Below are 25,537 nucleotides of genomic sequence, written 5' to 3'. Positions count from 1 at the left end.
CCTATAAAACCGCGCGCGGGCCCCTTATACTCCTGCGCCCGTTTTGCTCTTGAGGACTTATCTCGTGTCCAACGTCGTTGCCGATCACCTCGTCTTGCTCGACCACTTGCGCAGCATCCTGGTCGCCGTGGGTGAGGCCGAACAGGTTCCCGAAGAAAGCCATGCCCTGTTTGTGGAGCGTTTCGACGAACTGCGTGCCCAACTGCCTGTAGACCCTATCGAAAGCCAGTACCTGGGCCAGGATCTGTTGTGCCAGGTCATCGTCCGTTACCCACAGATCGCCCACCTGGTGCCTCGCGACCTGCTCTGGTATTTCGGCGGCGATTGCCTGCATTACATGCCCGACGACGAAATCGCCCTGTACCAGGCCCTGGAGGAGCGTCGCTTCGAAGCCGAACAAAACGACGAGCCCTTCGACTGGAACCAGGAAAAGCAGTTGCTGGCGATGTCGGACCAAGACAGCAAGCACTGATTTTATAAGCGCTGTTCAAAAGCCCGCATGGTTGACCCGGCGGGCTTTTTTCTGCCCGGTCGAAGGGGGCGTTCATGCATCCGTTCGCGAGCAGGCTTGCTCCCACAGGAGAATGGCTGCGAAGGAGAATGAGGACCCACAACCCGCGCGATGAGGTCGGAAAAAACAGAGAACCTAGTGCACAGCCTGGAGGACTGGAGCGGCTTTCCACAGGCATAAAAAAACGCCGCTCGATGAGCGGCGTTTTTTTGAATTTGGAGCGGGAAACGAGACTCGAACTCGCGACCCCGACCTTGGCAAGGTCGTGCTCTACCAACTGAGCTATTCCCGCAAATGGCGTCCCCTAGGGGACTCGAACCCCTGTTACCGCCGTGAAAGGGCGGTGTCCTAGGCCACTAGACGAAGGGGACACGCTGCCCGGAACACATGGTGTGTGTTCCAGTGCCCAGATCCGAATCCGAAGATGGCGGTTCTGGTTTCACTCAGCCCTGCCCAAAGGCAACGCTGTTTAAAATTGGAGCGGGAAACGAGACTCGAACTCGCGACCCCGACCTTGGCAAGGTCGTGCTCTACCAACTGAGCTATTCCCGCATTGGCGTCCCCTAGGGGACTCGAACCCCTGTTACCGCCGTGAAAGGGCGGTGTCCTAGGCCACTAGACGAAGGGGACACACGTACTACATTCACTCCCTACCGCGTTTCGCTGAGTGCTTTACGCTGTAAGTGGCGCGCATTCTATGGATGGATTGGGGGGTCGTCAACCCCCAGATATAAATTTATTTAAATCAATGACTTCGCCCGGTTTGCAGGTGATTCGCAGATTTCCCCCGCCCGGTCTCTGGCGCCTATATTCTGTCGCCCGCCAAGACGCTATAGTTGCCTCCAGGAAATGGTGGCAATGTGCATTCATCTGACGATCCAGCCCATAAACAGCGCGACGCCCGTCTAATCGGCCTATGCGCCTAATAGCCTAGCCACTACACTCATGACATGCGTACCCCAATAAAGAGGTCTTACCGGTGACACCACTCATGATCACCCTGCTCGTCGTAGCCGGGATCGCACTGTTGATCGCCATTGGCTACATGAACCATGTGGTGGAAAACAATAAGCTGGAAAAGGTCCGCACCAAGGTCGAACTCAATGACCGCATGCGTCGCTGCGGCGAGCTCACCGAAACCTTCCCCGGGCAGTTGATGACCCCAGCCCTGAAATTGCTGATGACACGTCTGGAGATGAACGTCTGCCAGCGCCTGCTGAACCTGGAGAAGAACAATACCGCGGTCAAGGCACGCCTGGACGAGTTGAGCGCTCTGGCCGCCCAGGGTGAATCGATCCCTGTGTCCAACCCGCCCGCCCCGATCCTGACCGAAGCCAAGGCCAAGGATGTGCGATTCCTGCTCGAAGCCTTGCATGGCCAGATCACCCGCGCCGCCCAGGACGGTTTTCTGCCGCCCAACGAAGCCAAGCGCTGGATCCGTGAAGTGCGGTACATCCTGGTACTGCTGCACATCGAGTTCTTCAACAACCTCGGCCAACAAGCCTTGCAACAGGAACAACCGGGGCAAGCGCGCCTGGCGTTCGAACGCGGCGTGCAGTATCTGCGCAAGCAGCAGGAACCACAGGCCTACGCCGAACAACTGGCCTACCTGGAAAAACTCCTGGCCCGCGCCAACGCAATGGTCCTGGCCAGCACCCAGCCGGTCGAAGGCGAAGTCAACCAGTTGACCGAAGGCTTGAAGGAAGACGAAATAAACGACGAGTGGAAGAAGAAGAAGGTTTACGACTGATACGGCGCTACCCTGTGGCGGTAGAGCTCCTGTGGCGAGGGAGCTTGCCCCCGCTGGGCCGGTCCGACGCCTCGGGCGCAACAGCCCCAAGAAAATCCCCTCCTCAACCTGATCCATCGCGCCATCAGGTTTCAGGGCCGCTACGCGCCCCAGCGGGAGCAAGCTTCCTCGCCACGGGGGGTTGTGTTCCCCGCAGTTATGCCCGCATTCACTCCTGGCAGACAAAACTGCTTTTGTGTTGAATCGGCTATCGCCGGCTCACAACTTGAAATGCCCCACCATCCCCTTCAGCTCAACGCCCAACTGCGCCAGCTCGATGCTGGACGCCGCGTTACCGCGCATCGCCAGGGACGATTGATCAGCGCTGGCGCGGATGCTGGTGACGCTGCGGTTGATTTCTTCGGCCACAGAGCTCTGCTCTTCGGCCGCTGCGGCGATTTGCTGGTTCATCTGCTGGATCAACGACACCGCCGCCGCAATGCTGCCCAAGGCGCTTTCGGTCTGCAAGGCATCGCTGACCGCCATCTTCACCAGCTCACCGCTGCCCTGGATCTGCTGCACGGAAGCCTGGGCCGCTGCACGCAAGGCGCTGACCAACCGCTCGATTTCCTCGGTGGACTGTTGCGTACGCCTGGCCAGGGCTCGCACTTCGTCGGCCACGACGGCAAAGCCCCTGCCCTGCTCCCCGGCCCGTGCGGCCTCGATGGCGGCGTTGAGCGCCAGCAGGTTGGTTTGCTCAGCCACGCTCTTGATCACACTCAGCACCGTGCCGATGTTCTGGATCTCGGCGCTGAGGCTTTCGATGCTGGAGCTGGCCGACGTGGCCGAATCGGCCAATTGCTCAATGCGCGCCATGCTCTGGCGCACCACCTGTTGTCCGCTCTCGACCTTATCGTCGGCGGTCTGAGCCGCCTGGGCCGCTTCTTCGGCATTACGCGCCACATCGTGCACGGTGGCGGTCATCTGGTTCATCGCCGTGGCGACCTGTTCGGTTTCCTCTTTCTGACTGCTCACTTCGAGGTTGGTCTGCTCCGTCACGGCCGACAGCGATTGGGCCGAATTGGCCAATTGTTCGATACCCGCCTGCAAGCCGCTGACAATGCCACTCAAGCCAGCGCCCATCTGCTGCATCGCCAGCATCAATTGACCGATCTCGTCCCGCCGCGTCACTTCGACCGTGGCGCTCAAGTCGCCTGCGGCGATTCGCTGGGCCACACGAATCACGCTACGCAGCGGCCCCACGATCAGCCGGGTGATGACCCAGGCGGCAATCAAGCCCACCAACAGCGCCAGCGCCGACGATCCAATGATCAGCAGTGAGTTCTTTTTCAGCTCGGCCTGCATGGCGTGGTCTTCGGCGGCGTAGGCCTGGTCAACCCGTTCCACCACTTGGGCGGCCCGCTCGTGCAATTGCTGGTAGACAGCCTTTTCCTTGTCCAACAGACCGGTGTACTCAGCCAGTTGCTGATTGAAACCGGCGATGTGTCCGGCCACTTCGTTGAGCACAGTCTGGTAGCCTGGATCCTTGACGGTCGTCTTGAGAGCTTCGGCCTGCTTCATGGCCTGCTCGGCCTGTTCGATGGTGCCTTGGCCGGCGCCCTCGGCGTTGCCTTTGCGGCTCTGGTCCAAGCGGACCCGCGCCTCGTTCATGGCCTGCAGCATCAGCCGCGAAACCTCGCTGACCTGATTGGCCTGCTCGATGAACTCGGCACCTTCCTTGCCTTCGGAATCCTTCAAGGTATAGGCGCCATCGTCCGCCAGGCCTGCCTGTAAAACATCCAGGTTATTGGCCACGCTGGACACCGACCAGCTCGCCATCTCCAGCGCCAGATCCTTGCTCTGACTCAAACCGACAAATTCGTCGAACGCCTTGCGATACGCCGTCAGCGCCTGCTCCACATCGTTCATCACCGGCACATTGGCGGCCGACTGGGCCTTGAGCTCGCCGGCCAGGACAACCAGCTGGTCAACGCCCTGGCGCAAAGCATCGGCCGTCTTGGGGTCCGAGCGCGAGGCGAATTCCTGTTCCAGCAACCGGACCTTGAGCAAACCACTGTTGAGGGAGGACATCTGCTTCAGCCCCTCGAAACGCTGACTGATGGTCTGCAGGGACCAGACGCCGATCGCCGCGACTACAGCAGTCAGCAGCAGCACCAGGACAAATCCGATACCCAGTTTCTTTGCCATACCCAAATTGGCAAAACGTCCTTGCACGGCCGAATTCATTGCGCTCAGTCCTCTGCCAGTGTGTGTTGTTCGCAGATTCGCAACGAGACGCCCTGCAACACAAGATGCTGGCGTCGGAATAATGGCAAAAAGCTACAGCTTCGTCGTTTTCAGAACGCTTGAGGTCGATCCAGAGCCGCAGCCTGGAAAAACGCCTTGGCCCTCGGATCGTGGGCACACGCTACGTTGATCCGCAGCCAGTCACTGTCGGCACCTGAAGGGCTGAAAGCGGTACGCGAAGACAGCAGCACGCCGAACCGCTTGGCCAGGCGCTGTAATCCAGCGTAGTCACACAATGGCGGACGTGCCCAGATGAAAAGCCCACCGGCCGGCTTGCCGAACACCTCCCAGTCGGCATCCTCCAGTACTTGCAACACAGAGGCCATATCGCCCGCCAAACGTTGGCGCTGGCGCTGGACCAGCTTGCGGTAGGCACCATTGGCCAGCAGGCTGGCCAGCACCGACTCACAGAACCGCGAGCCGCCCATGCTGGTCACCCCCTTGACCTCGCTCAAGCGTGTGATGATCGGTGACGGCGCCGCGATGAATCCGACTCGCAACGAGCTGCTGAGCGTTTTCGAAAAACTGCCCAGGTAGATCACCTCCGGGTCCAGCGCCGCCAGGCGGGTGCGCGTCGAACTCTGGAAGTCGGCATAGACGTCATCTTCGATCACCTGCACGGCGTATTGCCTGGTCAGTTCCAACAGCCGTTGAGCCACTGCCGGAGCGAGGCTGCTGCCGGTCGGATTGTGGCAGGCGCTGTTGATGAACAGGGCACTGGGCCGGCGAGTCGCCAAAAGGTTTTTCAGCGCCTCGACGTCCGGGCCGCGCGGGGTCCTGGGCAGTTCGAGCATTTCAATCCGGTGCAGTCGGAGCAGGTCGAACAAATTCGGATAACCGGGGCTTTCCACCACCACGCAGGACCCGGGCGACAACAGCGTCCGCACGATCAGATCGAGCCCTTGGGTGGCCCCGGAGGTGGTCAGGACCAGGTCTTTGTCGACGTCGATATTGAACTGCTTCAGGCGCCTGGACAATTGCTCGCGCAAGGCGGGCAGCCCCAGCGGCGTGCTGTAATTGAACAACCCCGCCATGTCGGTGCGCGTGACCTGGCGAATCGCGTAGCCCAAGTCGTCGCTTTCACGCCAGCTCTCCGGCAGCCCGCCATCACCCAGCTTCAGCTCCCATGACGAGCCGTCATCAAGGTCGAGGCGGTTGAGATGTAGGTTCTTGCGCTGATTACTGCTGGCAGACACGGGCCCGGGCGAAGGGGGCGGCGCCACAAAAAAGCTCGACCCATGGCGGGACGCCAATAGCCCTTGAGCCACCAGACGCTCGCACGCCTCACTGACGCTGGACTGGCTGAGCAGATTGTCCCGTGCCAACTGGCGGATGGAGGGCAGGCGTGTCCCAGGCTCGACTGCGTCCTGTCGGATCCATCCGATCAAGGCGTCGACGATTTGCTGCACGACTGGCACCAGGGCCTGTCGGTCGATTCTCAATTCCATGAGTAACCAAACTCCTAAGCATTTGTTTTATTTCTGGAAACAGTTAAGCACAGGCCGTCGCAGGGCGATGTACGACAACGTCGCCAAAAGTGCTGATTTTCAACCTTTGAAACACAATGGCTGCTCGATCCAATCGTTTTGCCATCGCCCAAGAAAAAGCCCGCAACCAGTGCGGGCTTGTTCCTGCAAACTCAACAGCGTGCATCGTCAGAACGCAGTGACTCCGCCATCCACCGCCAGGGAATGGCCGGTGGTAAATGCCGCACCATCGCTGCACAGGTACAACACGGCACTAGCGATTTCTTCGACCTTGCCGATCCGCCCTACCGGGTGCATGGCGTTGGCGAACTCGCCTTTTTTCGGATCCGACTCATAGGCGCGCCGGAACATGTCGGTATCGATCACCGCCGGGCACACGGCATTCACGCGGATCTTTTTCTTGGCGTATTCGATGGCGGCCGATTTGGTCAGGCCGATCACTGCATGTTTGGAGGCGGCATAGATGCTCATCTTCGGCGCCGCCCCCAGGCCGGCCACCGAGGCCGTGTTGACGATGGCCCCGCCGCCTTGGGCCAGCAACAACGGCAACTGATACTTCATGCACAGCCAGACGCCTTTCACATTGACGCCCATGATCGCGTCGAACTCGTCGAGGGTGCCATCGGCGAGCTTGCCCTTTTCGATCTCGATCCCGGCGTTGTTGAACGCGTAATCCAGGCGGCCGTAGGTACTGATCACTTCGTTCATCAGGTGCTGCACGTCGGCTTCCAGCGTCACGTCGCAGCGCACGAACACCGCTTCACCGCCCGCCTCGCGGATCGCTTGCACGGTGCCCTCGCCGCCGGCGGCGTCCAGATCGGACACCACGACTTTCAAGCCTTCTGCCGCGAACGCCTGGGCGGTGGCGCGGCCAATGCCAGCGGCGGCGCCCGTCACCAGGGCGACCTGTCCGGAAAACGTCATGCTCATTGCCAGTTCCTCGAAAATGCGGGATCGACGAAGTGTAGTCACAGCCCCGGGCAGCGCGGCAGCACTATCCAGATACCGGTTAAGGGATCATGGGCGCCGGTGATAACGGGACGGCAGGCACTATCACTGCGTTGGATTGGCGTGCATTCGCTGGGTCGGCAAACCTTGCGGCCAGTGCGCCGAAGGTCTATCAACAAAGCTTCATTCATCTTGAGTGCCAGCCATGACTGCCCAGACCAATCGCCAGTTCCTGCTCGCCAAGCGCCCGGTGGGTGCGGCGACCCGCGAGACTTTCACCTATCAGCAAGTACCGGTCGGCGAGCCGGCCGCCGGCCAGATCCTGGTAAAGAACGAGTACCTGTCCCTGGACCCGGCCATGCGCGGCTGGATGAACGAAGGCAAGTCCTATATTGCGCCGGTAGGCATCGGTGAAGTGATGCGGGCCCTGGGTGTCGGTCAGGTGATCGCTTCGAACAATCCGGGGTTCGCCGTCGGAGACTACGTCAACGGTGCGCTGGGCGTGCAGGATTTTTTCCTGGGTGAGCCAAGAGGTTTCTACAAGGTCGACCCGAAACTGGCCCCGCTGCCACGTTATCTGTCCGCGCTGGGCATGACCGGCATGACCGCTTATTTCGCACTGCTGGATGTCGGCGCGCCCAAGGCCGGTGAAACCGTAGTGCTATCAGGCGCCGCAGGTGCGGTGGGCAGCATCGCCGGGCAGATCGCCAAGCTCAAAGGCTGTCGCGTGGTGGGCATTGCCGGTGGCGCCGACAAATGCAAATTCCTGATCGATGAACTGGGCTTCGACGGCGCCATCGACTACAAGAGCGAAGACGTCCAGGCCGGGCTCAAGCGCGAATGCCCCAAGGGCGTGGACGTGTATTTCGATAACGTCGGCGGCGACATCCTGGATGTCGTGCTCAGCCGCCTGGCCCTCAAGGCCCGCGTGGTGATCTGTGGCGCCATCAGCCAGTACAACAATAAGGAAGCGGTAAAAGGCCCGGCCAACTATCTGTCACTGCTGGTCAACCGGGCACGCATGGAAGGCTTCGTGGTAATGGACTACGCCTCGCAATTCGCCGCTGCCGGGCAGGAAATGGCCGGTTGGATGGCCAAGGGGCAGCTCAAGAGCAAGGAGGACATCGTCGAAGGACTGGAGACGTTCCCCGAGACATTGACCAAATTGTTCAGTGGGGAGAATTTCGGAAAGCTGGTATTGAAGGTCTGACACACAAACAACTGTGGGAGCGAGCTTGCTCGCGATAGCGGTTTATCAGACACATTAAAGTTGACTGATGCATCGCCATCGCGAGCAGGCTCGCTCCCACAGTTGATTTGCGCCAGACAGGGCCTGGCGCTTGCTCAGGCCAGTTCGGCCACCACCGCTGCCAATGCCTTGGCCGGGTCGGCCGCCTGGCTGATCGGACGGCCGATCACCAGGTAATCGGAACCGGCGTCCAGGGCCTGGCGTGGGGTCAGGATGCGCCGCTGGTCGTCCTGGGCGCTGCCCGCCGGGCGAATACCCGGGGTCACCAGTTGCAGCGTCGGATGTGCGGTCTTCAAGGCATAGGCCTCCAACGCCGAACAGACCAGACCATCCAGGCCCGCCTTCTGTGCCAGCGCCGCCAGGCGCAGCACTTGCTCCTGGGGCTCGATGTCCAGGCCGATTCCGGCCAGGTCCTCGCGCTCCATGCTGGTCAGCACGGTCACGCCGATCAGCAACGGTTGCGGGCCGCTGCGCTGGTCCAGCACTTCACGGCAGGCCGCCATCATGCGCAGGCCGCCGGAGCAATGCACGTTGACCATCCACACGCCCATCTCGGCCGCCGCCTTGACCGCCATCGCGGTGGTGTTAGGGATATCGTGGAATTTCAGGTCCAGGAACACTTCGAACCCTTTGTCGCGCAAAGTGCCGACGATTTCCGAAGCGCAGCTGGTGAACAGTTCCTTGCCGACTTTGACCCGGCACAGCTTGGGGTCCAACTGGTCGGCCAGCTTCAGGGCGGCGTCACGGGTAGGGAAATCCAGGGCGACGATGATGGGCGTCTGGCAGGCGGACATGAGCGGGCTCTCAGGCAAGGTCGAAATCGGCGCGCATTGTAGCGGAACCGGTGCCCTTGCGGGACCCGGTAATCGGTAAAACTAGCGTGCCTGGCTTTTGCTCCAGTCGGTCAACAGGCTGTACGCCACGGCCAGCAAGGTTGGGCCGATGAACAGGCCGATGAAGCCGAAGGCGATCAAGCCGCCGAACACACCCAGCAGCACGATGACCAGCGGCAGGTTTCCGCCGCGGCTGATCAGATAGGGCTTGAGCACGTTGTCCACGCCGCTGATGATGAACGTGCCCCAGATGCCGAGGAACACCGCCATCCCGTATTCACCCTTCCAGGCCAACCAGGCCGTGGCGGGGATCCAGACCAGCGGCGGTCCCATCGGAATCAGGCTCAACAGGAACGTGACGATCCCCAGGACCAGGGCGCCCGGCACCCCGGCAATCAGGAAGCCGATCAGTGCCAGCAAGGCCTGGGCCGCCGCAGTACCGATCACGCCATTGACCACCCGCTGGACCGTACCGGCTACCAGTTCTATGTAGTAACCGGCACGGTCGCCGATCAAGCGTTCCAGCAACCCGTGGACAAACGCCGCCAGGCGCGGGCCGTCGCGATAGAAAAAGAACACGAACACGATGCTCAGGGTCAGTTCGAGCATGCCGCCGCCAATCTGCTTGCTGCGGGCCAGCAGCCAGTTGCCGACCTGCCCCAGGTACGGCTTGATGGACACCATCATCGCCGCGCCCTGCTGATCGACGCTGTTCCAGATCGCCACCAGTCGACCGCCCACCAGTGGCAGGTCGGCCAGCCATACCGGGGCGTCGGGCAGGCCATCGACCTGGACATCCCTGATGAAGGACGTGGCGTCGCGCACATGATCGGCCAGGTTGAAACCCAGCCATACCAGCGGCACCGCCACCAGCAGCATCCAGCCCACCGTCAGCAGTGCCGCCGCCAGAGATTCGCGACCGTTGAGCCAACGGGTCAGCAGGCGCATCAATGGCCAACTGGCAAATGCCAGCACCGCGCCCCAGAACAGCGCCGACCAGAACGGCGCCATCACCCAGAGGCTTGCGCCGAACAATACAAGGAGCAGGATCTGCACCAACAGTCGATCGTTATTGAGCATGTAGGGTCTCGGAAATGAACAGGGTCGAGGCAACGGCGTGGTACCCGTCGCCTCGCAACAGCTTAGCGCAGCAACTCCAGGTGCAGGCCCGCCGCATCGCCCGCTGCGGTCTCCATGCGCGCCAGTCGCACGCCCTGCGCCGCCAGCGCCTGCAGCCAGTCCTCGGCGTTGGGTCCGGCGATACTGACCCGCAGGCCCGTGTCCAGGTTCAGTGCCCGGGACAACAGACGAACCCAGGCGTCGTCCGGCGCGCCGGAAAGGCGCGGCAGATCCAGCACCCCGGTGTCCTTGAGCTGGCGCAGCAGCGTGGCCGAGGTTGGCAGCAGCTCTCCCAGCGGTGCACCGGCCTCGAACTGCTCGACGTGCAGGTAGGCCTTGCGGTTGCCGCGGGTGATGGCGTACAGCGCCATCAATGTGTTGTCCGCCGGCGGCGCCAGGCGCAGCAGCAGGTAGGCCTGCCCGTTGTCGGCGCCGTAGAGCTTGGCATTGCCGAACACTTCATTGGCCCACAGGCTGCTCTCGCCGCAATCCCGGGCCTGGCACCAGAACAACGCCTGCGCGCCCTGCTTCTGCAAGGCTTCGCGAGCGGCGGTGAAGCCCTGGGTGGCCGAATGCTCAGGCGGGAGCTCGTAGGTCACCGAAGTGACATTACCCCGGCTGTCGACCTGACCGTCGAAACGCAACTGGCCGCTGATCTTGCGGATCGCGCTCATGGGATAGACCCGCTCCACGTCGCTGGATTGCCGATAATCGACAATCTGCGCATCGGGCATGCGGGGTACAGGTTCCAGGTCGCGACTGCCGGGCACATCGGCGGCGAACGAGGCCGGGCTGATGCAGGGCAGCATCAGCAGGACGAAGGTACGAATGGATAGTTTCATCGGGTCGACTTGGCCCGAAAGGCCTGGATACGGCGGGTGGCATCGACGCAGCGTGAGGCGAGTAAACAGAGATCTGTCATGGTTGTCTCCCTTTCAACCCGCCCAGCCTCGACAGTTGCCCGGCGCAAGTCAAGAATCGCTGAAGAACCGATTGAAACAGTCTGCTACAAGCGCGGCACCCGCCTCGTCGTTCACGTGCAAATGATGGCCGCCTGGCAGCTGTTCATGACTGAAGGGTAGACGCTCCAGCAGGGCACGGTGTTGCACGAGCAAGCCGCCGGACGCCACCACCAGATGTGCAGGGCAACCGATCCGCGCCACGAATGCCATGGCCTGCTCATCGGTCAGGCGCACGGGCGACGGCAAGGTCAGGCGATTGTCGGTGCGCCAGGTATACCCGCCGGGCACCGGCATCAGGCCGCGCTGGGCCAACAACTCGGCAGCCTCGCGGCTCACCGCGACCAGTCCCTTCATGCGCGCTTCGATGGCGCGCTCGAGGGTCTCGTAGACCGGTTTGCGTTTGTGTTGCAAATCCAGCTGCGCTTGCAAGGCCATGCCCATGCGCTCGGCCGCGTTATCACCCTTGGCGGTAGGAGGGATCAATCCGTCGATCAGTGCCAGGTGTGTCACCCGCTCCGGCAAAGAGCCGGCGAGCACCAGCGCAACGATGGCCCCCATGGAGTGCCCCAGCAGCGCAAAACGCTTCAAGCCCAATTGTTCGGCGACTTGCAGGACGTCGTGGGCCGAATCCCAAAGGGAATAGCTGGCACCGGGCGGCCGATGCCCGGAGTGACCGTGGCCGGCCATGTCCAGGGCAATGATCCGCAGGTCCTCCAGGCGCGGCGCCAGGCGGGCAAAGCTGTTGGCGTTGTCCAGCCAGCCGTGCAAGGCGATCACCGGCCGGCCATTTTCCGGGCCGAACAGATGCGCCGCCAGTTCGATATGGGGCAGGCTCAGGCGGACCTCTTCGACCACACTCATGCGCTGCGCCCTTCCCAGCGTTGGAAAAGGTCCTTGAGCAGGTTGGCGGTGTCCTGCGGACGTTCGAGGGGAAACATGTGACCGCCGGGCATGCTCAAGGCCTCGCCCTGGGGCATGCGGCCCACCGAACGAGTGTGGTGACGCATCACCACCCGGCTCTGCCGCCCGCGCACCACCGCCAACGGCACTTTGAGCTTGCGCGCCCGTCCGGGGCTGGTGTGCGGTACGCCGCGATAGATGCTGATTTCCGTGGCAGGGTCGAAACGCAGTCGCAGTCGATCACCGTCCTGCCGCAGGCCATGTTGCAAGTAGGCGTCGAAGCAATCCGGATCGAAACCACGGAACAGGGTCTTGCCGGCGAAATACTGCCGGGCCGACGCCAGGTCCGCGAATTCCTCGCGTCGCCCCAGCGTCCGGCCGGCCGGGGTCAGGCGATCAATGAAACCGAGGCGCTTGGCGGCCAGGATCACCCATTGGTCGGCTCGGGTCAGCACCGGTGAATCAAGCATGACCACGCCACGGTACAGCTGCGGACGACGCAAGGCCGCGTGCAGATGCAGCACGCCGCCCAGGGAGTGACCGACGCCCCACACCGGTGCCGGTTGCAACTCCAGGTGATGGATCAGCTCGTCCACCAGGTTGTGCCAGTTGTCGTCCACCGGAAAGCGTGGGTCATGCCCGTGCAACTCCAGGTGCGCGACTTCGTACTGCGGCGCCAGCGCGGCGAACAATTTGCCGTAGGTGGCCGATGGAAAACCGTTGGCGTGGGCGAAAAATACCTGTTGCGACATGACAGCCGATCCATTGGGGAACTGCGGCTGATTGTCCGCACAAGCCGTTGGCGCGGCAATGACCGTAAGTGACAGGAATGATGACAGGCGGGGTTGGGCTATGGCCCCCAGAATCCCCCGTGGCGAGGGAGCTTGCTCCCGTTGGCCTGCGTAGCAGGCCTATTTCAGGATGCGCGCTGTACCAGGGGAATGGAATTGGTAGGTTTGGGGCCGCTTCGCAGCCCAGCGCGAGCAAGCTCCCTCGCCACGGTGGATTTGCCAGCCATACGGCCTTCGGCAGCCACAAAACCTCAACGCGCCGGCGGCTGCTCGCCCAGTGGCACCACGGCCATGGTCAGGCGCGATACGCAGCTGACCTTGCCGTCATCGTTGGTCAAGCGGATGTCCCAGACCTGGGTGGTGCGGCCCAGGTGGACCATCCGGGCGGTGGCGGTGACCCGGCCACTGCGCACGCCGCGCAGGTGGTTGGCGTTGATCTCCAGGCCCACGCAATAGAACTTGCTGGTGTCCACGCACAGGTAGGCAGCCATGGAACCGACCGTCTCGGCCAGTACCACCGAAGCGCCGCCGTGCAGCAGGCCGAACGGTTGGTGGGTGCGATGGTCGACCACCATGCTGGCGGTCAAGGACTCGTCGTCGAACGACTCGAAACGGATGTCCAGCACTTCACTGATGGTATTTTTACCAGCCGCGTTCAGTTGTTCGATGTTGGGGGTGGTGCGCCACAGACTCATCGTTGCCTTTCCTTTGTTGTTTTTGTTGCATTCAATTGTGCCACCTCACGGATGACGCAGGCCCTTGAGCGTCATCGCCCCGGCCAGCGGCAGCTCGCCTTCCAGCTCGGCCAGGCCGGCCGTCTTCACCTGTTCGGGTTGTTGCAGATGACCGTGCTGCAGCAATCCCAGCAAGCTGCCCACCAACGGGTTATGGCTGACCAGCAGCACATCGCCCTGGTCCCCGAGGTGCTCCAGCACCGCTTGGGGCCGGATGTCCGGCGTCAGCCAATCCACGGTGACCAGTTCCGGCTCGAACCCCAGCGCTTCGCGCACCAGTTGCGCCGTCTGCTGGGCGCGCCGGTAAGGGCTGGCGTAAATCGCCAGCAGCGGCTGGCCGATCAACCCGGCGGCACTGCGCAGCACTTCTTCGCGGCCGTGGGAGGTCAAGGTTCGCTCCGGATCCGGTCGAGCGCCGTAAGGCTCGGCCTCACCATGGCGCAATATCCACAGTTTCATAGCTTCGGCTCTTCATCGCGGACCGGGTGCGGCGCCGGCGCCACGGCGTGCGGTGCTTCGCCGTCCGGTGCGCGTGGGGTCGGCCAGTCCGCGAACGGCCAAGGCTTCTGGTCGCTGTGGAACGTGCCGAAACGACCGATCTGCGCGAGGAACTGGCTCAGGCTGTCGCCGAAATTCATCAGGCTGGCGCTGGGGGCGCCGTAGATCAGCCGATAAACCAGTTGCACCAGCACCACGGCGCCGAGGATGAACTGCGCCACCTGCCAGACCAGCAGGTAGATCACCATCCACAGCACACGCAACAGGATGGACTCGTATTGGGGTTGCCCTTTCGGATCGTTCATGGCTCGCTCCTGCTCGCGGTCAGTAAAGGTTCAGTTGAAACCGCTGGTGGAAATGAAATCGACATCGGTCTTCGGTTCGCCCCGCATCAACAGTTCGATGACCTGCTCCAGCGTGCGCCCCTCGAACAGAATCGCGTGCAGCCCGGCGACCAGCGGCATGTAGACGCCCGCCTCCTGGGACTTGGCCTTGAGCACCTTGAGGGTGTTCACGCCCTCGGCGACTTCCCCCAGGCGCGACACCGCTTCATCGAGGCTCAAGCCCTGGCCGAGGGCGAAACCGACCTGATAGTTACGGCTCTTGGGCGAAGAACAGGTGACGATCAGGTCGCCCACTCCGGCCAATCCCAGGAAGGTCATCGGATTGGCGCCCTGGCTCACGGCAAACCGGGTCATTTCCGCCAGCGCCCGGGTAATCAGCATGCTCTTGGTGTTTTCGCCCATGCCCAGTGCCACTGCCATGCCGGCGATGATGGCATAGACGTTCTTCAGGGCCCCGCCCAACTCCACCCCATAACGGTCGGCGCTGGCATAGACCCGGAAGGTACGGCCATGCAGCGCGGCCTGGACTCGTTGGCACAGCGCTTCGTCTTCACTGGCGACCACGGTGGCGGTCAGCGCGTGCTCGGCGATCTCCCGCGCCAGGTTCGGCCCGGAGATCACTCCGATCCGCGCCTTGGGGGCGATTTCTTCGAGGATTTCGCTCATCAGCTTGAAGCTCTGGGCCTCTATGCCCTTGGTCAGGCTCACCAGCAGCTTGCCGCTCAAGCGTTCGGCATGGGGCGCCAGGACCGAGCGCAAGGCACTGGATGGCAAGGCGACGAAAAACAGCTCGCTGTCCTCCAGGGTCGCCTGCAAATCGGTGACCGGCTCCACTTCCGGGCGGATCTTGATGCCCTTGAGGTAACGCGGATTCTCGCGGTTGACCCGGATAGCCTCGGCCTGCTCCGGGTCGCGCATCCATTGGCGCACTACAAGGCCATTCTCGGCCAGCAGGTTGGCCACGGCGGTACCGAAACTCCCGCCTCCCAGGACCGCAATCGGGCGCTGTTCAGTCATATGCAATCCGTTCATCCATACCAAGTGGCAATGCGGGGCATTATACGGAGCGGCCGGAGCGCGACCAGCCCCGGCAAAAATTACCTGCGATGGTAGAAAGCTGACTCTCAGCTCTTGGGAAAATGCCATCAACGTGAATGGAAAAGTCGTTCAGCTCAGTTACCATGCCCGCCATTCCTCCATTACCGAAGGCTGTGCCGTGTCAGTTGGCCCCCTCCGTCCAGGCTCGTCGCTGTTACTGGCGCTGATCATCAGCCCGCCGGTGCTGGCTGACGACCTGTTTGTCGACAGCCAGCCGTTGCCGCAAGTGCTGACGGCCACGCGCCTGAAGCAATCGCCGGCGGCGGTGCCAGGCAGCATGACGGTACTGGACAGCGAGTTGATCAAGTCCAGCGGTGCCCGGGACATCAGCGAACTGTTGCGCCTGGTGCCGGGCATGATGGTCGGCAATATCAGCGGCAACCAGGCCGCCGTGAATTATCACGGCACCAACGCCAGCGAAGCACGGCGCATGCAGGTGCTGATCGATGGCCGCTCGGTGTACCGCGCCGGCCTGGCAACCGTGGACTGGAGCGATATTCCGGTAGCCATGGAGGACATCGAGAGAATCGAAGTCTTCCGCGGTCCCAATACCGTCAGCTACGGCGCCAATGCGCTGATGGCGGTGGTCAACATCATCACTCGCGCGCCTGCCGACAGCCACGGCACCCGGATGAAAATCACCCGGGGCCAGCGCGGCATCAGCGACTGGTACGCCAGCCAGGGCAGCGGCTGGGACGGCGGCGACCTGCGACTGTCATTGTCCGGCCAGGAAGACGACGGTTTTGACAGCAACCGCAACGGCGCCGACTACCGTGACAGCCGTCGCCTGAACCGCTTCAACCTGTCCGTCAGCCAGACCCTCGATGAGCGGCAAAGCATCGACTGGCAGCTCAATGCCAAGGACGGGACCAACCAGCGGCCCTACACCTACCGCCCGGTATTTGCCGGGATCACCGCCGCTGGGGATAACTCCGACGTCATTGCCAAGGACTATGCCGGTTCCCTGCGCTGGAACCTGGACCTGAATCCCGAGCACAGCCTTTATGTACAAGGCTCGGCCCAGCACTGGGATCGCCAGCAGACCTGGCGCGCCTGCGATGCCGAAGTGTCCTTCAGCCCGCAACTGACGGACCTGTGGCAACTCAACCCTTATTACGCCGAGAAGCTGGCGCGCAATATGCCCAGCTTCACCGCCAGCGGCGCGCCGCCCGGCACCGCGCAAGAACAGGCGCTCGGCAACCAGGTGCTCGACCAGTGGCGCAACGGCGCTTCGCGCACGCTCTGCGGGGACATCGACCAGAGCGCCCGGGAGTCGCGCTACGACCTGGAAATCCAGGACACGCTGAGCTTGTCCGACAGCCTGCGCCTGGTCACCGGGGCGAACTATCGCTACGACCGGGCCGACTCCGAGACCTATTTCAACGGCACCGTGGACGACACCACCTGGCGGCTGTTCGGCCAGCTCGAATGGCGAGCCAGTGAACACTGGCTGCTGCAAGGCGGCGCGATGTTCGAAGACACCCGCCTGACCGGCAGCTCGCTGACCCCGAGGGTCGCGGTCAATTACCTGATCACCCCGCGCCACGGCCTGCGGGCGGTGTACTCCGAAGCCGTGCGTTCGCCGGACATGTTCGAGAACAACGTCAACTGGAGCTACCAGGTCACCAGCCTGCAGCCCGCCGCCTTCGGCCAGCGCAGTGCCCGTTACTTCGTCCGAACCCGTGGCCCGGGCGACCTGGAGCAAGAACACATGCGCTCCCGAGAGCTGGGCTACAACGGTTTCTTCATGGACCTGGGCCTGGCGATGGACGTAAAGCTGTTCCATGACGAAATAACCGGCATGATCAGCGAACCGCTGCGCAACAATCAGTACATCGCCAGCAACAGCAATCGGTCAGAGTTTTCCGGCGCCGAAACCCAATTCGACTGGCGCATGACCAGCGCCGACCGCCTGCGCCTGACCTATGCCTACGTCGACGCCAAGGCCAGCAACCCGCTCGACGAACAACTGACAGCCCGCAACAGCGGTTCGGCCGGCTGGCTGCGGGACTGGGGCCAAGGCTGGAACAGCGCCGTGTTCTACTACGCCGCCGATGCCATCAACGGTTATCGCTTCGAACGGGTCGACACCCGCCTCGCCCGACGCATCCCCCTGGGCAAGGCGAGCCTGGAGCTGGCCGGCGTCCTGCAAGAGCGCCTGGATAATCAACCCACCACGTTCATCGACAACCGCTACGACTCGCGCCATACCCTGTACTTCAGTGCGGAGTTGTCCTTCTAGATGGCCCGGGGCCGCTCACGCAAGACGCCATTGTCTGGCCGCCTGCCACTGGCGTTATGCCTGCTGCTGGCCGGCTGGTTGGCGATGTTCGAGGCCCGCGCCGCCGACATTCTGTTGACCGGCGCCGAGGACGGCCCCGGCGTGCAATCCTTCACCCAGGCCCTCAGGGCGCTGCGGCCCGAGGATGAGGTGCGATTCACGCCATTGGCCAGCCTGCCGGCGCCGGACAAGCTGCCGGCCGGTGTCCGCCTGATCCTGCTTGATCTGCCCAGCCTCGACTGGCGTTTGCAGGACGCCCGCGGACCGGCGACATTGGTGTTGCGCATCAGTCGCCAGCAAGCCCGGGAGCGCCTCGGCGACGCCACACCCGAGCACCTGAGCCTGCTGTGGAGCGACCCGCCGGTGGCGCGACAACTGCGGCTGATCCGCACGATCCTGCCGCAAGTGCGGCGGGTCGGCGTGCTGTACGACCGACACAGCGAATTCCTGCTCAAGGACATTCGCCAGGCCGCCGCACCACTGGCCCTGGAGATCGTCGCCGAGCGCTGGGACGACACCAGCGACAGCCGCCCCCTGCAAAACCTGCTGGGCCAGAGCGATGTGCTGCTGGGCCTCGATGACCCCGACCTGTACAACCCCAAGACGGTCAAGAACCTGTTGCTCAGCAGCTACGCCCGGCAGCGTGCGCTGATCGGCCCGAGCGCTGCGTTCGTCAAGGCCGGCAGCCTGGCCAGCAGCTACAGCGACCAGGAAGACTGGCTGGCGATTCTCGACGAGTTGCTCGACCGTCCCGCCGCTAGTTGGCCGCGCACCCTTTATCCGACCCGCTTCAAAGTCCTGGGCAACCGCCAGGTCGCCCGCTCGCTGGGGATCGAACCGATCGAAGCCGAATCCGTCGCGGCAATGCTGGCCGAAGGAGAACAACGCCCATGACCTTGCGTCGCCGTTGGGACATCAACACCCGCACTCAGGTCATCGCCCTCGGCCCGGCGTTGCTGCTGACCGTACTGTTGATCAGCTTCTTTACCTTCGTGCGGATCCAGGACCTGCGCCAGGAGCTCAATCACACCGGGCAACTGATCGCCAACCAACTGGCTCCTGCCACGGAGTACGGAGTGATTTCCGGCAACAACGAGGTCCTGGAAAGCCTGCTCACCGCGACCCTGGCGACGCCTCACGTGCGTTTTCTGGAAGTCCAGGACAGCGCCGGGAAAGTGTTGGTGTATGTCGAGCAACCCGAACAGACCCGCAGCCGCGCCCAGCAGGTCGAAGTGTTCCAGGCGCCGGTGCGCCTGCAACGCATCGCCCTGAACAATGATTTCCTGCAGGGCACCAGCACATCCATCGAGGCACCGCTCGAGGATTATCTGGGTCGGGTCATTGTCGGCATGTCTAACGACGCGTTCAGCCAGCGTCAGCAGGAAATCCTGCTCAAGGCCGCAATCCTGGCGCTGTTCGCACTGCTGTTCACGTTTTTGGTGGCGCGGCGGCTGGCGTCCAGCCTGTCCCAACCGATCCGTGACATCGGCGACGCGGTCAAGGCGATCCAGCAAGGGGACTACAGCACACCGCTGCCCATCGTCGATGACGGCGAGTTGGGCGCGTTGTCGCGGCACATCAATAACCTGGCCGAAGGCTTGCAGCAGGCCAGCCGGGAACAGCACCAGGCCATGGCGCAACTGATCCAGACCCGGGAGGAAGCGGAGAAAGCCAACAGCGCCAAGTCCGAGTTCCTGGCGATGATGAGTCATGAACTGCGTACGCCCATGAATGGCGTGCTGGGCATGTTGCAACTGCTGGAAACCACGCGCATGACCGACGAACAGCACGAGTACACGGCGCTGGCTTCGCAATCCACCGAGCACCTGTTGAAGGTGATCAACGACATCCTCGACTTCTCGCGCATCGAACGCTCGGCCCTGGAGCTTGAACATATTGCGTTCAACCTGGCCGAACTGGTGGGCAGTTGCGCCCAGTCGTTCCAACACAGCGCTGCGCAACGCAAGCTGGACCTGGAATTGCAGATCCCCGAGGACATGCAGGCCTTGCAGGTCCAGGGCGATCCGACGCGGATCCGGCAGATCCTGGTCAACCTGATCGGCAACGCGCTGAAGTTCACCGAACAGGGGCGGATCACTGTGCAATGCCAATGGCAGGCCCTGGACCACGAACTGCTGTGGTTCACCTGCACCGTGCGCGACAGTGGTATCGGCATTGCCACCGAAAGCCTGGACCGGATGTTCGACGCTTTCCAACAGGCCGACAGCTCGATTTCCCGCCGCTACGGCGGCACCGGCCTGGGCTTGCCGATCGCCCGTACCCTGGCCGAACGCATGGGCGGTACGCTGCGGGCCCAGAGCGAGGAAGGCCGGGGGTCGGTGTTCACCCTGGAAATCCCGCTGGCACTGTCGCGCCAGATGCCCCCCGCCCCGGTGCCGCGCTCGCCGGTTGGCAGCGGCGATGGCGAAGGTCGCAACATCCTGCTGGTAGAGGACAATCCGGTGAATCAGACCGTGATCGAAGCCATGCTGCGCAGCCTCGGGTTCATCGTCAGCGTCGCCACCGATGGCGCCCAGGCCGTGCGCAGCGCCGAGAGCCTGATTTTCGAAGCGATTCTCATGGACTGCCGGCTGCCCGTCATCGATGGCTACGAAGCCACGCGGCGGATCCGCCAACTGCCGGGATGCACTGATGTGCCGATCATAGCCTTGACCGCCAACGCCTTGCAGGGCGACCGCGAGGCGTGTCTTGAGGCCGGTATGAACGATTACCTGGCCAAACCGTTCAAAAGGCTGGAACTGCAGCAGATTCTGCAGCGCTGGGTACATTAGTCCCGGCCATTGGACGATCTGCGACTGGCGTGAAAGGCGAAAGTGCGGCAGTCTTAGGCACCCAAACGAGCCTTCACCGGAGGCTTGATTAAAATTTCAGTGCACAGGTGTACATTCATTTCCCGTGTGCTGTGACTTTCACTACAACGCAATAGTCTATGAGTAGGCTGTCGCTTCGAGGCATGACCGCTTCGAGCGACCGGGAAGATTTGCCCCACCCTGCCGCATGGGACTATTGAGGAGCTCGCATGACCAAACAAAACGCCTTTACCCGGGAAGATCTGCTGCGCTGCAGTCGCGGTGAGCTGTTCGGCCCAGGTAACGCGCAACTGCCCGCCCCTAACATGCTGATGGTGGATCGCATCACCCTGATCAGCGACATGGGTGGCAAGTACGGCAAAGGTGAATTGGTCGCCGAGCTGGATATCACTCCGGACCTGTGGTTCTTCGCCTGCCACTTCGAGGGCGATCCGGTGATGCCGGGATGCCTGGGTCTGGACGCCATGTGGCAACTGGTCGGTTTCTTCCTCGGCTGGCAGGGTCTGCCGGGTCGCGGTCGCGCCCTGGGTTCGGGCGAAGTGAAGTTCTTCGGTCAGGTGCTGCCGACCGCGAAGAAAGTCACCTATAACATTCATATCAAGCGCGTCCTCAAGGGCAAGCTGAACCTGGCCATCGCCGACGGTTCGGTCACTGTCGACGGTCGCGAGATCTACACCGCCGAGGGCCTTCGGGTCGGCGTTTTCACCTCCACTGACAACTTCTAAGGGTTATCCGCATGCGCCGCGTCGTTATCACTGGTCTGGGCATCGTTTCGTGCCTGGGCAATGACAAAGAGACCGTCTCCGCTAACCTGCGTGCAAGTCGCCCGGGCATCCGGTTCAATCCGGAATACGCCGAAATGGGTCTGCGTAGCCAGGTTTCCGGCTCCATCGACCTGAACCTCGAAGAATTGATCGATCGCAAGATCTACCGTTTCGTCGGCCACGCGGCGGCTTACGCCTACCTGGCCATGAAAGACGCCATCGCAGACTCCGGCCTGACCGACGAGCAAGTGTCCAACGTGCGCACCGGCCTGATCGCCGGCTCCGGTGGCGCGTCGACCCTGAACCAGATGGAAGCGCTGGACATCCTGCGCGACAAAGGCGTCAAGCGCGTTGGCCCGTACCGCGTCACGCGGACCATGGGCAGCACCGTTTCGGCCTGCCTGGCCACGCCGTTCAAGATCAAGGGCGTCAACTACTCGATCTCCTCCGCCTGCGCCACCAGTGCCCACTGCATCGGCAACGCGGTCGAGCAGATCCAGCTGGGTAAGCAGGACATCGTCTTCGCCGGCGGCGGTGAAGAAGAACATTGGAGCCAGTCGTTCCTGTTCGACGCCATGGGCGCCCTGTCCACCCAGTACAACGAAACCCCGGACAAAGCCTCCCGCGCCTACGACGCCAAGCGTGACGGTTTCGTCATCGCCGGTGGTGGCGGCATGGTGGTGGTCGAGGAGCTGGAACACGCCCTGGCCCGCGGCGCGAAAATCTACGCGGAAATCGTCGGCTACGGCGCCACCTCCGATGGCTACGACATGGTTGCCCCGAGCGGCGAAGGTGCCGTCCGTTGCATGCAGATGGCCATGTCCACCGTCGACACGCCTATCGACTACCTCAATACCCACGGCACCTCGACTCCGGTCGGCGACGTCGCGGAAATGAAAGGTGTACGTGAAGTCTTCGGCGACAAGGCACCGGCCATCAGCTCCACCAAGAGCCTGTCGGGTCACTCCCTGGGCGCCGCCGGCGTTCATGAAGCGATCTACTGCCTGCTGATGATGGAAGGCAAGTTCATGGCCGGTTCGGCCAACATCGACGAGCTGGATCCGGAAGTGGCTGACCTGCCGATCCTGACCAAGACTCGCGAAGACGCCACCATCGACACCGTGATGAGCAACAGCTTCGGCTTCGGCGGCACCAACGCCACCCTGGTGCTGAAGCGCTGGCAGGGCAAGTAAGCCCCGCCGCTACGCCACACTGAAAAACGCCCCGACTGGTTCGGGGCGTTTTTTTATGCCTGCTGAACGCACCAACGTCCCCTGTGGGAGCGAGCCTGCTCGCGATGCGGTGTGTCAGCTTGCAGGGATGTTGGATGTGCTGCCGTCATCGCGAGCAGGCTCGCTCCCACAGGGGTCCGGGTGCATCCACAGCATTTGAGTATCAGCGCACCACAAACCGCTGCTGCGTCAGCAACCGATCACCCTGGAACACCATGAACCGCCACTCCCCCGGCACGACTTCATGGCTTTCGGTGAACTCGTAGGCCATCACATCCTGGGGCGCACCGGGTACCAGTTTCTGCACCACTTCGAATTTGTCGTGGCGTACGCCGTCGGGAGTGCGGATGCCCGGGGTGAAGTACAACAGGGTCAACGGCTGGTCATCCGCGACCTTGCCCGCCAGTTGATAGCGCATGCCGAACTTGGTGCCCAGCTTCGCCGGTACGTTTTCGGTCTGGCGGATCTGCTCGTTGCTGCGACGCAGGACCCGCTCCCCCGATTGCAGCTCGGCTTGCGGCCCTTCGAAAACGCCGTATTCCACCGGGCCTTCGACGCGGACCTCGGCTTGCGCCAGGCCGCAGGTCAACAGCAGCGCGACCAGTGCGCTTGAACGGGTGAGGTGCATAGTGCGCTCCTTGATTGAGATGAGCGCGAGGGTATGACGCGGGGGTGACAGACTGATGACAAAGAGCTTTACATGCACCTCATTCCTCTGTGGCGAGGGAGCTTGCTCCCGCTGGGCCACGCAGCGGCCCCTGCTTTTTTTTTGCGGCTGCTACGCAACTGAGCGGGAGCAAGCTCCCTCGCCACAAAGTTCGCTCATCTGGGAGCGGAGCGCGGCAACACCGCCAGGAAATTATCCCGCGCCACCTTCCTCGCCACCTCTTCGGGCAACGCATCCAGGAACGGATCGAAGCCGTGCAGTTCCTGGCCCAACTTGTTGAAACGGCCCACCACGTCCGACCCCACCATGAACCGCTCTGGAAAGCGCTCCACCAGTTCCACCCATTCCTGCCTGGGCTTGCCCGCCTCATCCAGCAAATAAGGCGTGAGCAGGCTCCAGGACAGGTCGATGTACAAGTTGGGGTAAGACTCAAGCATCCGCGTCAAGGTCGGCAACAGAAAATCCAGTCGGGTCTGGTGCCGGTGGATCTCCATGCTCGTGCCGGCGTGGGCCCAGATAAAGCGCGTGTGCGGGTGATTACGCAATGGCTCTTCGATCTCCGCCAGGTACAGCGGGTTTTTCTCGCGCTTGGAGGTGATGTTGGAGTGCAGCATCACTGGCAGGTCATTCTCGGCCGCCAGGTGATAGATGCGGGTCATCGCTTCGTTGTTGGCACGCGGTGTATCCCCCGCCGTCAGCGCGGTCAGGTCGTCATGGCGGGTAAATACCTCGCCGATGCCCTGCCATAGCCCCGGATACAGGTCGAGCATGCGCTGGATATGCGCATCGGAGTTCTTGTCGTTGGGATTGAAACCCGACAGGAACGGATGGAAGCGCCGCCGTTGTTCAGCGCTCAGTTTGCTCACCGCTGCGGCGACGATCACATCGGTGGCGCTGTACCAATAGGCATCCGCATCGTCGCCGGCGTAGTAGCGCGGTCGCTTGGGTTCATCCTCGTGCCACTTCTTGGCCACCGGAATCCCGGCAATCATCGCATGCTCGATGCGATTGTCCGCCATCGCCTGGAGCAGCTTGGGCATGCCGGCAGTTTCCTGAAAGAAGTCCACGTAATGCAGGTGTGCATCGCTGTAGGCATATTCGCGGGCAACAGCGCTGCTGGCGCAAATAGCCAGCAACCAGGCAACGATCAGGCGGATCGAGGGCACAGGCAATCTCCATAGGCCATGAGCAGGATAGACCTCGCCCGTCCCGCCTGGGTTCAAACGTGCGTGCCGCGCCTCATGGCGGCGGGTTATGCTCTGCGCCACCGTGCACAACCTGGAAGCCACCATGACCACGCCCCTGACCGTTCGCCCCCGTGCCGAAGACGTTGAAGGCCAGCCGATTCTCCGGCCGCTGCCGTCCGCCCAATGCCGCAGCGTCGGACCTTTCGTGTTCTTCGACCACATGCTGCAAACGTCCTACCCGGCCGGTAAAGGCATGAACATCCGTCAGCACCCACATATCGGCCTGTCCACCCTCACCTACCTGTTCGAGGGAACGCTCCAGCACAAGGACAGCCTGGGCTCCGATCAAGTGGTCGTAGCCGGCGATGTCAGCTGGATGACCGCCGGCAGCGCCATTGCCCATGTCGAACGTACCCCCGAGCCCCAACTGGGCCGCGAATTCGTGCTCCACGGCTTGCAGGTCTGGCTGGCCTCGCCCAAGACTCATGAACAGGGGCCGGGGCATTACAGCCATCACCCGGCCCGGTCACTGCCGGTGAGTGAGAACCTCGGGGTGAAGATCCGGATGATTGCCGGGTCAGGCTTTTGCCTGGAATCGCCAGTGCCGGTGCTTTCTCCTACGCTGTATGCCGAATTGAACCTGCAAACCGCGACGACCCTGCTGATCCCCACTGAGCATGAAGAGCGTGCGTTGTATGTATTGAGCGGCGAAGCACTGTTAGACGACGAGCCGGTGGAACCCCGTTCGCTGGTGATTCTGCCGGCCGGAGAAGAAATGACCTTGTTCGCCGGCGGTGACTGCCACGCCGTGCTGTTCGGCGGCGCACCGCTGGATGGGCCGCGGCGGATGAACTGGAACTTCGTCTCCAGCGACCCGGCCCGGATCGATGAAGCCCGCCGACGCTGGGCGGCCGGGGACTGGCCGAGCGTGCCGGGGGAAAGCGAGCGGATTGAGTTGCCCTGAATTCAGCACTGCCTGATAGATTGCCATCGCGAGCAAGCTCGCTCCCACAGTGGATCGGTGTGGTTAGCAAATATTGCGAACTACTCGGTCAATGTGGGAGC

23 protein-coding genes, 4 tRNA genes and 1 pseudogene are annotated in these 25,537 nt (G+C 62.5%); 9 read left to right on the top strand and 19 right to left on the bottom strand.

Features of this window, described 5'->3' with window-relative positions; all coding sequences use genetic code 11:
- Positions 1-64: 64 nt before the first annotated feature.
- Positions 65-472, top strand: coding sequence for a PA2817 family protein (locus tag ACLEJR_RS13200; RefSeq protein ID WP_440794235.1), 408 nt, complete (start codon positions 65-67; stop codon positions 470-472).
- Positions 473-727: 255 nt separating this feature from the next.
- On the opposite strand, the gene ACLEJR_RS13195 is transcribed toward ACLEJR_RS13200, so the two are convergent.
- The 4 genes from ACLEJR_RS13195 to ACLEJR_RS13180 all read right to left on the bottom strand — a co-directional run bounded on the left by ACLEJR_RS13195 (position 728) and on the right by ACLEJR_RS13180 (position 1,141).
- Positions 728-803, bottom strand: a tRNA-Gly gene (locus tag ACLEJR_RS13195).
- 3 nt (positions 804-806) lie between these two features.
- Positions 807-882: transfer RNA gene (locus ACLEJR_RS13190), tRNA-Glu, on the bottom strand.
- Positions 883-987: 105 nt separating this feature from the next.
- Positions 988-1,063, bottom strand: a tRNA-Gly gene (locus tag ACLEJR_RS13185).
- 2 nt (positions 1,064-1,065) lie between these two features.
- A tRNA-Glu gene (locus ACLEJR_RS13180) sits at positions 1,066-1,141 on the bottom strand.
- A 361-nt stretch (positions 1,142-1,502) separates the two neighbouring features.
- Here ACLEJR_RS13180 and ACLEJR_RS13175 point away from each other — a divergent pair.
- Positions 1,503-2,261 carry a hypothetical protein gene (locus tag ACLEJR_RS13175; protein WP_440814454.1) on the top strand — a complete coding sequence of 253 codons (759 nt, stop codon included), beginning with the start codon at positions 1,503-1,505 and terminating at the stop codon, positions 2,259-2,261.
- Positions 2,262-2,519: 258 nt separating this feature from the next.
- Here the strand turns inward: ACLEJR_RS13175 and ACLEJR_RS13170 are convergent, their stop codons facing one another.
- The 4 genes and pseudogenes from ACLEJR_RS13170 to ACLEJR_RS13155 form a co-directional block, all read right to left on the bottom strand.
- Positions 2,520-3,383, bottom strand: a complete 864-nt coding sequence (locus tag ACLEJR_RS13170; protein ID WP_440814583.1) for a methyl-accepting chemotaxis protein — start codon at positions 3,381-3,383, stop codon at positions 2,520-2,522.
- A pseudogene (locus ACLEJR_RS13165) lies at positions 3,381-3,605 on the bottom strand (HAMP domain-containing protein); the annotation flags it as partial. The pseudogene ACLEJR_RS13165 and the gene ACLEJR_RS13170, both read right to left, overlap by 3 nt.
- Before the next feature lie 992 nt (positions 3,606-4,597).
- Positions 4,598-5,995: a PLP-dependent aminotransferase family protein gene (locus ACLEJR_RS13160; protein ID WP_440814451.1), complete on the bottom strand. Its 1,398-nt coding sequence runs from the start codon at positions 5,993-5,995 to the stop codon at positions 4,598-4,600.
- Between the two features lie 207 nt (positions 5,996-6,202).
- Complete coding sequence (locus tag ACLEJR_RS13155; protein WP_440814448.1) at positions 6,203-6,964, bottom strand: SDR family oxidoreductase; 762 nt, start codon at positions 6,962-6,964, stop codon at positions 6,203-6,205.
- 223 nt (positions 6,965-7,187) lie between these two features.
- On the opposite strand from ACLEJR_RS13155, the gene ACLEJR_RS13150 reads away from it, so the two are divergent.
- Positions 7,188-8,192, top strand: a complete 1,005-nt coding sequence (locus tag ACLEJR_RS13150) for an NADP-dependent oxidoreductase (protein WP_440814446.1) — start codon at positions 7,188-7,190, stop codon at positions 8,190-8,192.
- A 134-nt stretch (positions 8,193-8,326) separates the two neighbouring features.
- Here the strand turns inward: ACLEJR_RS13150 and pyrF are convergent, their stop codons facing one another.
- The 9 genes from pyrF to ACLEJR_RS13105 form a co-directional block, all read right to left on the bottom strand.
- On the bottom strand, positions 8,327-9,025 hold the full coding sequence (gene pyrF, locus ACLEJR_RS13145) for an orotidine-5'-phosphate decarboxylase (protein ID WP_440814445.1): 699 nt from the start codon (positions 9,023-9,025) through the stop codon (positions 8,327-8,329).
- A gap of 81 nt (positions 9,026-9,106) precedes the next feature.
- Complete coding sequence (locus ACLEJR_RS13140) at positions 9,107-10,144, bottom strand: AI-2E family transporter (protein WP_440794246.1); 1,038 nt, start codon at positions 10,142-10,144, stop codon at positions 9,107-9,109.
- A 62-nt stretch (positions 10,145-10,206) separates the two neighbouring features.
- On the bottom strand, positions 10,207-11,025 hold the full coding sequence (locus ACLEJR_RS13135; RefSeq protein ID WP_440814442.1) for a DUF4892 domain-containing protein: 819 nt from the start codon (positions 11,023-11,025) through the stop codon (positions 10,207-10,209).
- 129 nt (positions 11,026-11,154) lie between these two features.
- Positions 11,155-12,006: an alpha/beta hydrolase gene (locus ACLEJR_RS13130; RefSeq protein WP_440814439.1), complete on the bottom strand. Its 852-nt coding sequence runs from the start codon at positions 12,004-12,006 to the stop codon at positions 11,155-11,157.
- Entirely contained in the window at positions 12,003-12,797 is a 795-nt protein-coding gene (locus tag ACLEJR_RS13125; RefSeq protein WP_440794251.1) for an alpha/beta fold hydrolase, read from the bottom strand. The genes ACLEJR_RS13130 and ACLEJR_RS13125 overlap by 4 nt, the downstream gene beginning before the upstream one ends.
- Before the next feature lie 290 nt (positions 12,798-13,087).
- A complete protein-coding gene (locus ACLEJR_RS13120) occupies positions 13,088-13,531 on the bottom strand; it encodes a hotdog fold thioesterase (RefSeq protein ID WP_440794253.1) in 444 nt (147 codons plus the stop codon).
- 45 nt (positions 13,532-13,576) lie between these two features.
- A complete protein-coding gene (sixA, locus tag ACLEJR_RS13115) occupies positions 13,577-14,029 on the bottom strand; it encodes a phosphohistidine phosphatase SixA (protein ID WP_440814437.1) in 453 nt (150 codons plus the stop codon).
- Entirely contained in the window at positions 14,026-14,373 is a 348-nt protein-coding gene (locus tag ACLEJR_RS13110) for a DUF4389 domain-containing protein (RefSeq protein WP_440794257.1), read from the bottom strand. The genes sixA and ACLEJR_RS13110 overlap by 4 nt, the downstream gene beginning before the upstream one ends.
- 30 nt (positions 14,374-14,403) lie before the next feature.
- Entirely contained in the window at positions 14,404-15,429 is a 1,026-nt protein-coding gene (locus ACLEJR_RS13105) for an NAD(P)H-dependent glycerol-3-phosphate dehydrogenase (protein ID WP_440794259.1), read from the bottom strand.
- A gap of 199 nt (positions 15,430-15,628) precedes the next feature.
- Here ACLEJR_RS13105 and ACLEJR_RS13100 point away from each other — a divergent pair, with 199 nt between their 5' ends.
- The 5 genes from ACLEJR_RS13100 to fabB all read left to right on the top strand — a co-directional run bounded on the left by ACLEJR_RS13100 (position 15,629) and on the right by fabB (position 22,579).
- Positions 15,629-17,752 carry a TonB-dependent receptor plug domain-containing protein gene (locus ACLEJR_RS13100; protein WP_440794260.1) on the top strand — a complete coding sequence of 708 codons (2,124 nt, stop codon included), beginning with the start codon at positions 15,629-15,631 and terminating at the stop codon, positions 17,750-17,752.
- Positions 17,753-18,685: an ABC transporter substrate-binding protein gene (locus ACLEJR_RS13095; RefSeq protein WP_440814434.1), complete on the top strand. Its 933-nt coding sequence runs from the start codon at positions 17,753-17,755 to the stop codon at positions 18,683-18,685.
- Complete coding sequence (locus ACLEJR_RS13090) at positions 18,682-20,583, top strand: ATP-binding protein (RefSeq protein ID WP_440814431.1); 1,902 nt, start codon at positions 18,682-18,684, stop codon at positions 20,581-20,583. The genes ACLEJR_RS13095 and ACLEJR_RS13090 overlap by 4 nt, the downstream gene beginning before the upstream one ends.
- 248 nt (positions 20,584-20,831) lie before the next feature.
- Positions 20,832-21,347: a 3-hydroxyacyl-[acyl-carrier-protein] dehydratase FabA gene (gene fabA / locus ACLEJR_RS13085; RefSeq protein WP_440794265.1), complete on the top strand. Its 516-nt coding sequence runs from the start codon at positions 20,832-20,834 to the stop codon at positions 21,345-21,347.
- 11 nt (positions 21,348-21,358) lie between these two features.
- A complete protein-coding gene (fabB, locus tag ACLEJR_RS13080) occupies positions 21,359-22,579 on the top strand; it encodes a beta-ketoacyl-ACP synthase I (RefSeq protein ID WP_440794267.1) in 1,221 nt (406 codons plus the stop codon).
- A gap of 202 nt (positions 22,580-22,781) precedes the next feature.
- On the opposite strand, the gene ACLEJR_RS13075 is transcribed toward fabB, so the two are convergent.
- Both ACLEJR_RS13075 and ACLEJR_RS13070 read right to left on the bottom strand, forming a co-directional pair.
- Complete coding sequence (locus tag ACLEJR_RS13075; RefSeq protein WP_440814430.1) at positions 22,782-23,246, bottom strand: DUF3859 domain-containing protein; 465 nt, start codon at positions 23,244-23,246, stop codon at positions 22,782-22,784.
- 194 nt (positions 23,247-23,440) lie between these two features.
- On the bottom strand, positions 23,441-24,451 hold the full coding sequence (locus ACLEJR_RS13070; RefSeq protein WP_440794271.1) for an amidohydrolase family protein: 1,011 nt from the start codon (positions 24,449-24,451) through the stop codon (positions 23,441-23,443).
- Positions 24,452-24,575: 124 nt separating this feature from the next.
- Between ACLEJR_RS13070 and ACLEJR_RS13065 the strand changes: the two genes are divergently transcribed.
- Positions 24,576-25,436: a pirin family protein gene (locus ACLEJR_RS13065; protein ID WP_440794416.1), complete on the top strand. Its 861-nt coding sequence runs from the start codon at positions 24,576-24,578 to the stop codon at positions 25,434-25,436.
- Positions 25,437-25,537: the final 101 nt, after the last annotated feature.

The sequence above is a fragment of the Pseudomonas sp. SMN5 genome (assembly GCF_052041925.1).
Taxonomy (GTDB): Bacteria; Pseudomonadota; Gammaproteobacteria; order Pseudomonadales; family Pseudomonadaceae; genus Aquipseudomonas.
This window is presented reverse-complemented; position numbering and strand designations above follow the sequence as displayed.

Bases quoted from the DNA above. Each gene is read 5' to 3' on its own strand.
- ACLEJR_RS13175 (WP_440814454.1), top strand. From the start codon at position 1,503: ATGATCACCCTGCTCGTCGTAGCCGGGATCGCACTGTTGATCGCCATT.
- ACLEJR_RS13170 (WP_440814583.1), bottom strand. From the start codon at position 3,383: ATGGGCGCTGGCTTGAGTGGCATTGTCAGCGGCTTGCAGGCGGGTATC.
- ACLEJR_RS13160 (WP_440814451.1), bottom strand. From the start codon at position 5,995: ATGGAATTGAGAATCGACCGACAGGCCCTGGTGCCAGTCGTGCAGCAA.
- ACLEJR_RS13155 (WP_440814448.1), bottom strand. From the start codon at position 6,964: ATGAGCATGACGTTTTCCGGACAGGTCGCCCTGGTGACGGGCGCCGCC.
- ACLEJR_RS13150 (WP_440814446.1), top strand. From the start codon at position 7,188: ATGACTGCCCAGACCAATCGCCAGTTCCTGCTCGCCAAGCGCCCGGTG.
- pyrF (WP_440814445.1), bottom strand. From the start codon at position 9,025: ATGTCCGCCTGCCAGACGCCCATCATCGTCGCCCTGGATTTCCCTACC.
- ACLEJR_RS13140 (WP_440794246.1), bottom strand. From the start codon at position 10,144: ATGCTCAATAACGATCGACTGTTGGTGCAGATCCTGCTCCTTGTATTG.
- ACLEJR_RS13135 (WP_440814442.1), bottom strand. From the start codon at position 11,025: ATGAAACTATCCATTCGTACCTTCGTCCTGCTGATGCTGCCCTGCATC.
- ACLEJR_RS13130 (WP_440814439.1), bottom strand. From the start codon at position 12,006: ATGAGTGTGGTCGAAGAGGTCCGCCTGAGCCTGCCCCATATCGAACTG.
- ACLEJR_RS13125 (WP_440794251.1), bottom strand. From the start codon at position 12,797: ATGTCGCAACAGGTATTTTTCGCCCACGCCAACGGTTTTCCATCGGCC.
- ACLEJR_RS13120 (WP_440794253.1), bottom strand. From the start codon at position 13,531: ATGAGTCTGTGGCGCACCACCCCCAACATCGAACAACTGAACGCGGCT.
- sixA (WP_440814437.1), bottom strand. From the start codon at position 14,029: ATGAAACTGTGGATATTGCGCCATGGTGAGGCCGAGCCTTACGGCGCT.
- ACLEJR_RS13110 (WP_440794257.1), bottom strand. From the start codon at position 14,373: ATGAACGATCCGAAAGGGCAACCCCAATACGAGTCCATCCTGTTGCGT.
- ACLEJR_RS13105 (WP_440794259.1), bottom strand. From the start codon at position 15,429: ATGACTGAACAGCGCCCGATTGCGGTCCTGGGAGGCGGGAGTTTCGGT.
- ACLEJR_RS13095 (WP_440814434.1), top strand. From the start codon at position 17,753: ATGGCCCGGGGCCGCTCACGCAAGACGCCATTGTCTGGCCGCCTGCCA.
- ACLEJR_RS13090 (WP_440814431.1), top strand. From the start codon at position 18,682: ATGACCTTGCGTCGCCGTTGGGACATCAACACCCGCACTCAGGTCATC.
- fabA (WP_440794265.1), top strand. From the start codon at position 20,832: ATGACCAAACAAAACGCCTTTACCCGGGAAGATCTGCTGCGCTGCAGT.
- fabB (WP_440794267.1), top strand. From the start codon at position 21,359: ATGCGCCGCGTCGTTATCACTGGTCTGGGCATCGTTTCGTGCCTGGGC.
- ACLEJR_RS13075 (WP_440814430.1), bottom strand. From the start codon at position 23,246: ATGCACCTCACCCGTTCAAGCGCACTGGTCGCGCTGCTGTTGACCTGC.
- ACLEJR_RS13065 (WP_440794416.1), top strand. From the start codon at position 24,576: ATGACCACGCCCCTGACCGTTCGCCCCCGTGCCGAAGACGTTGAAGGC.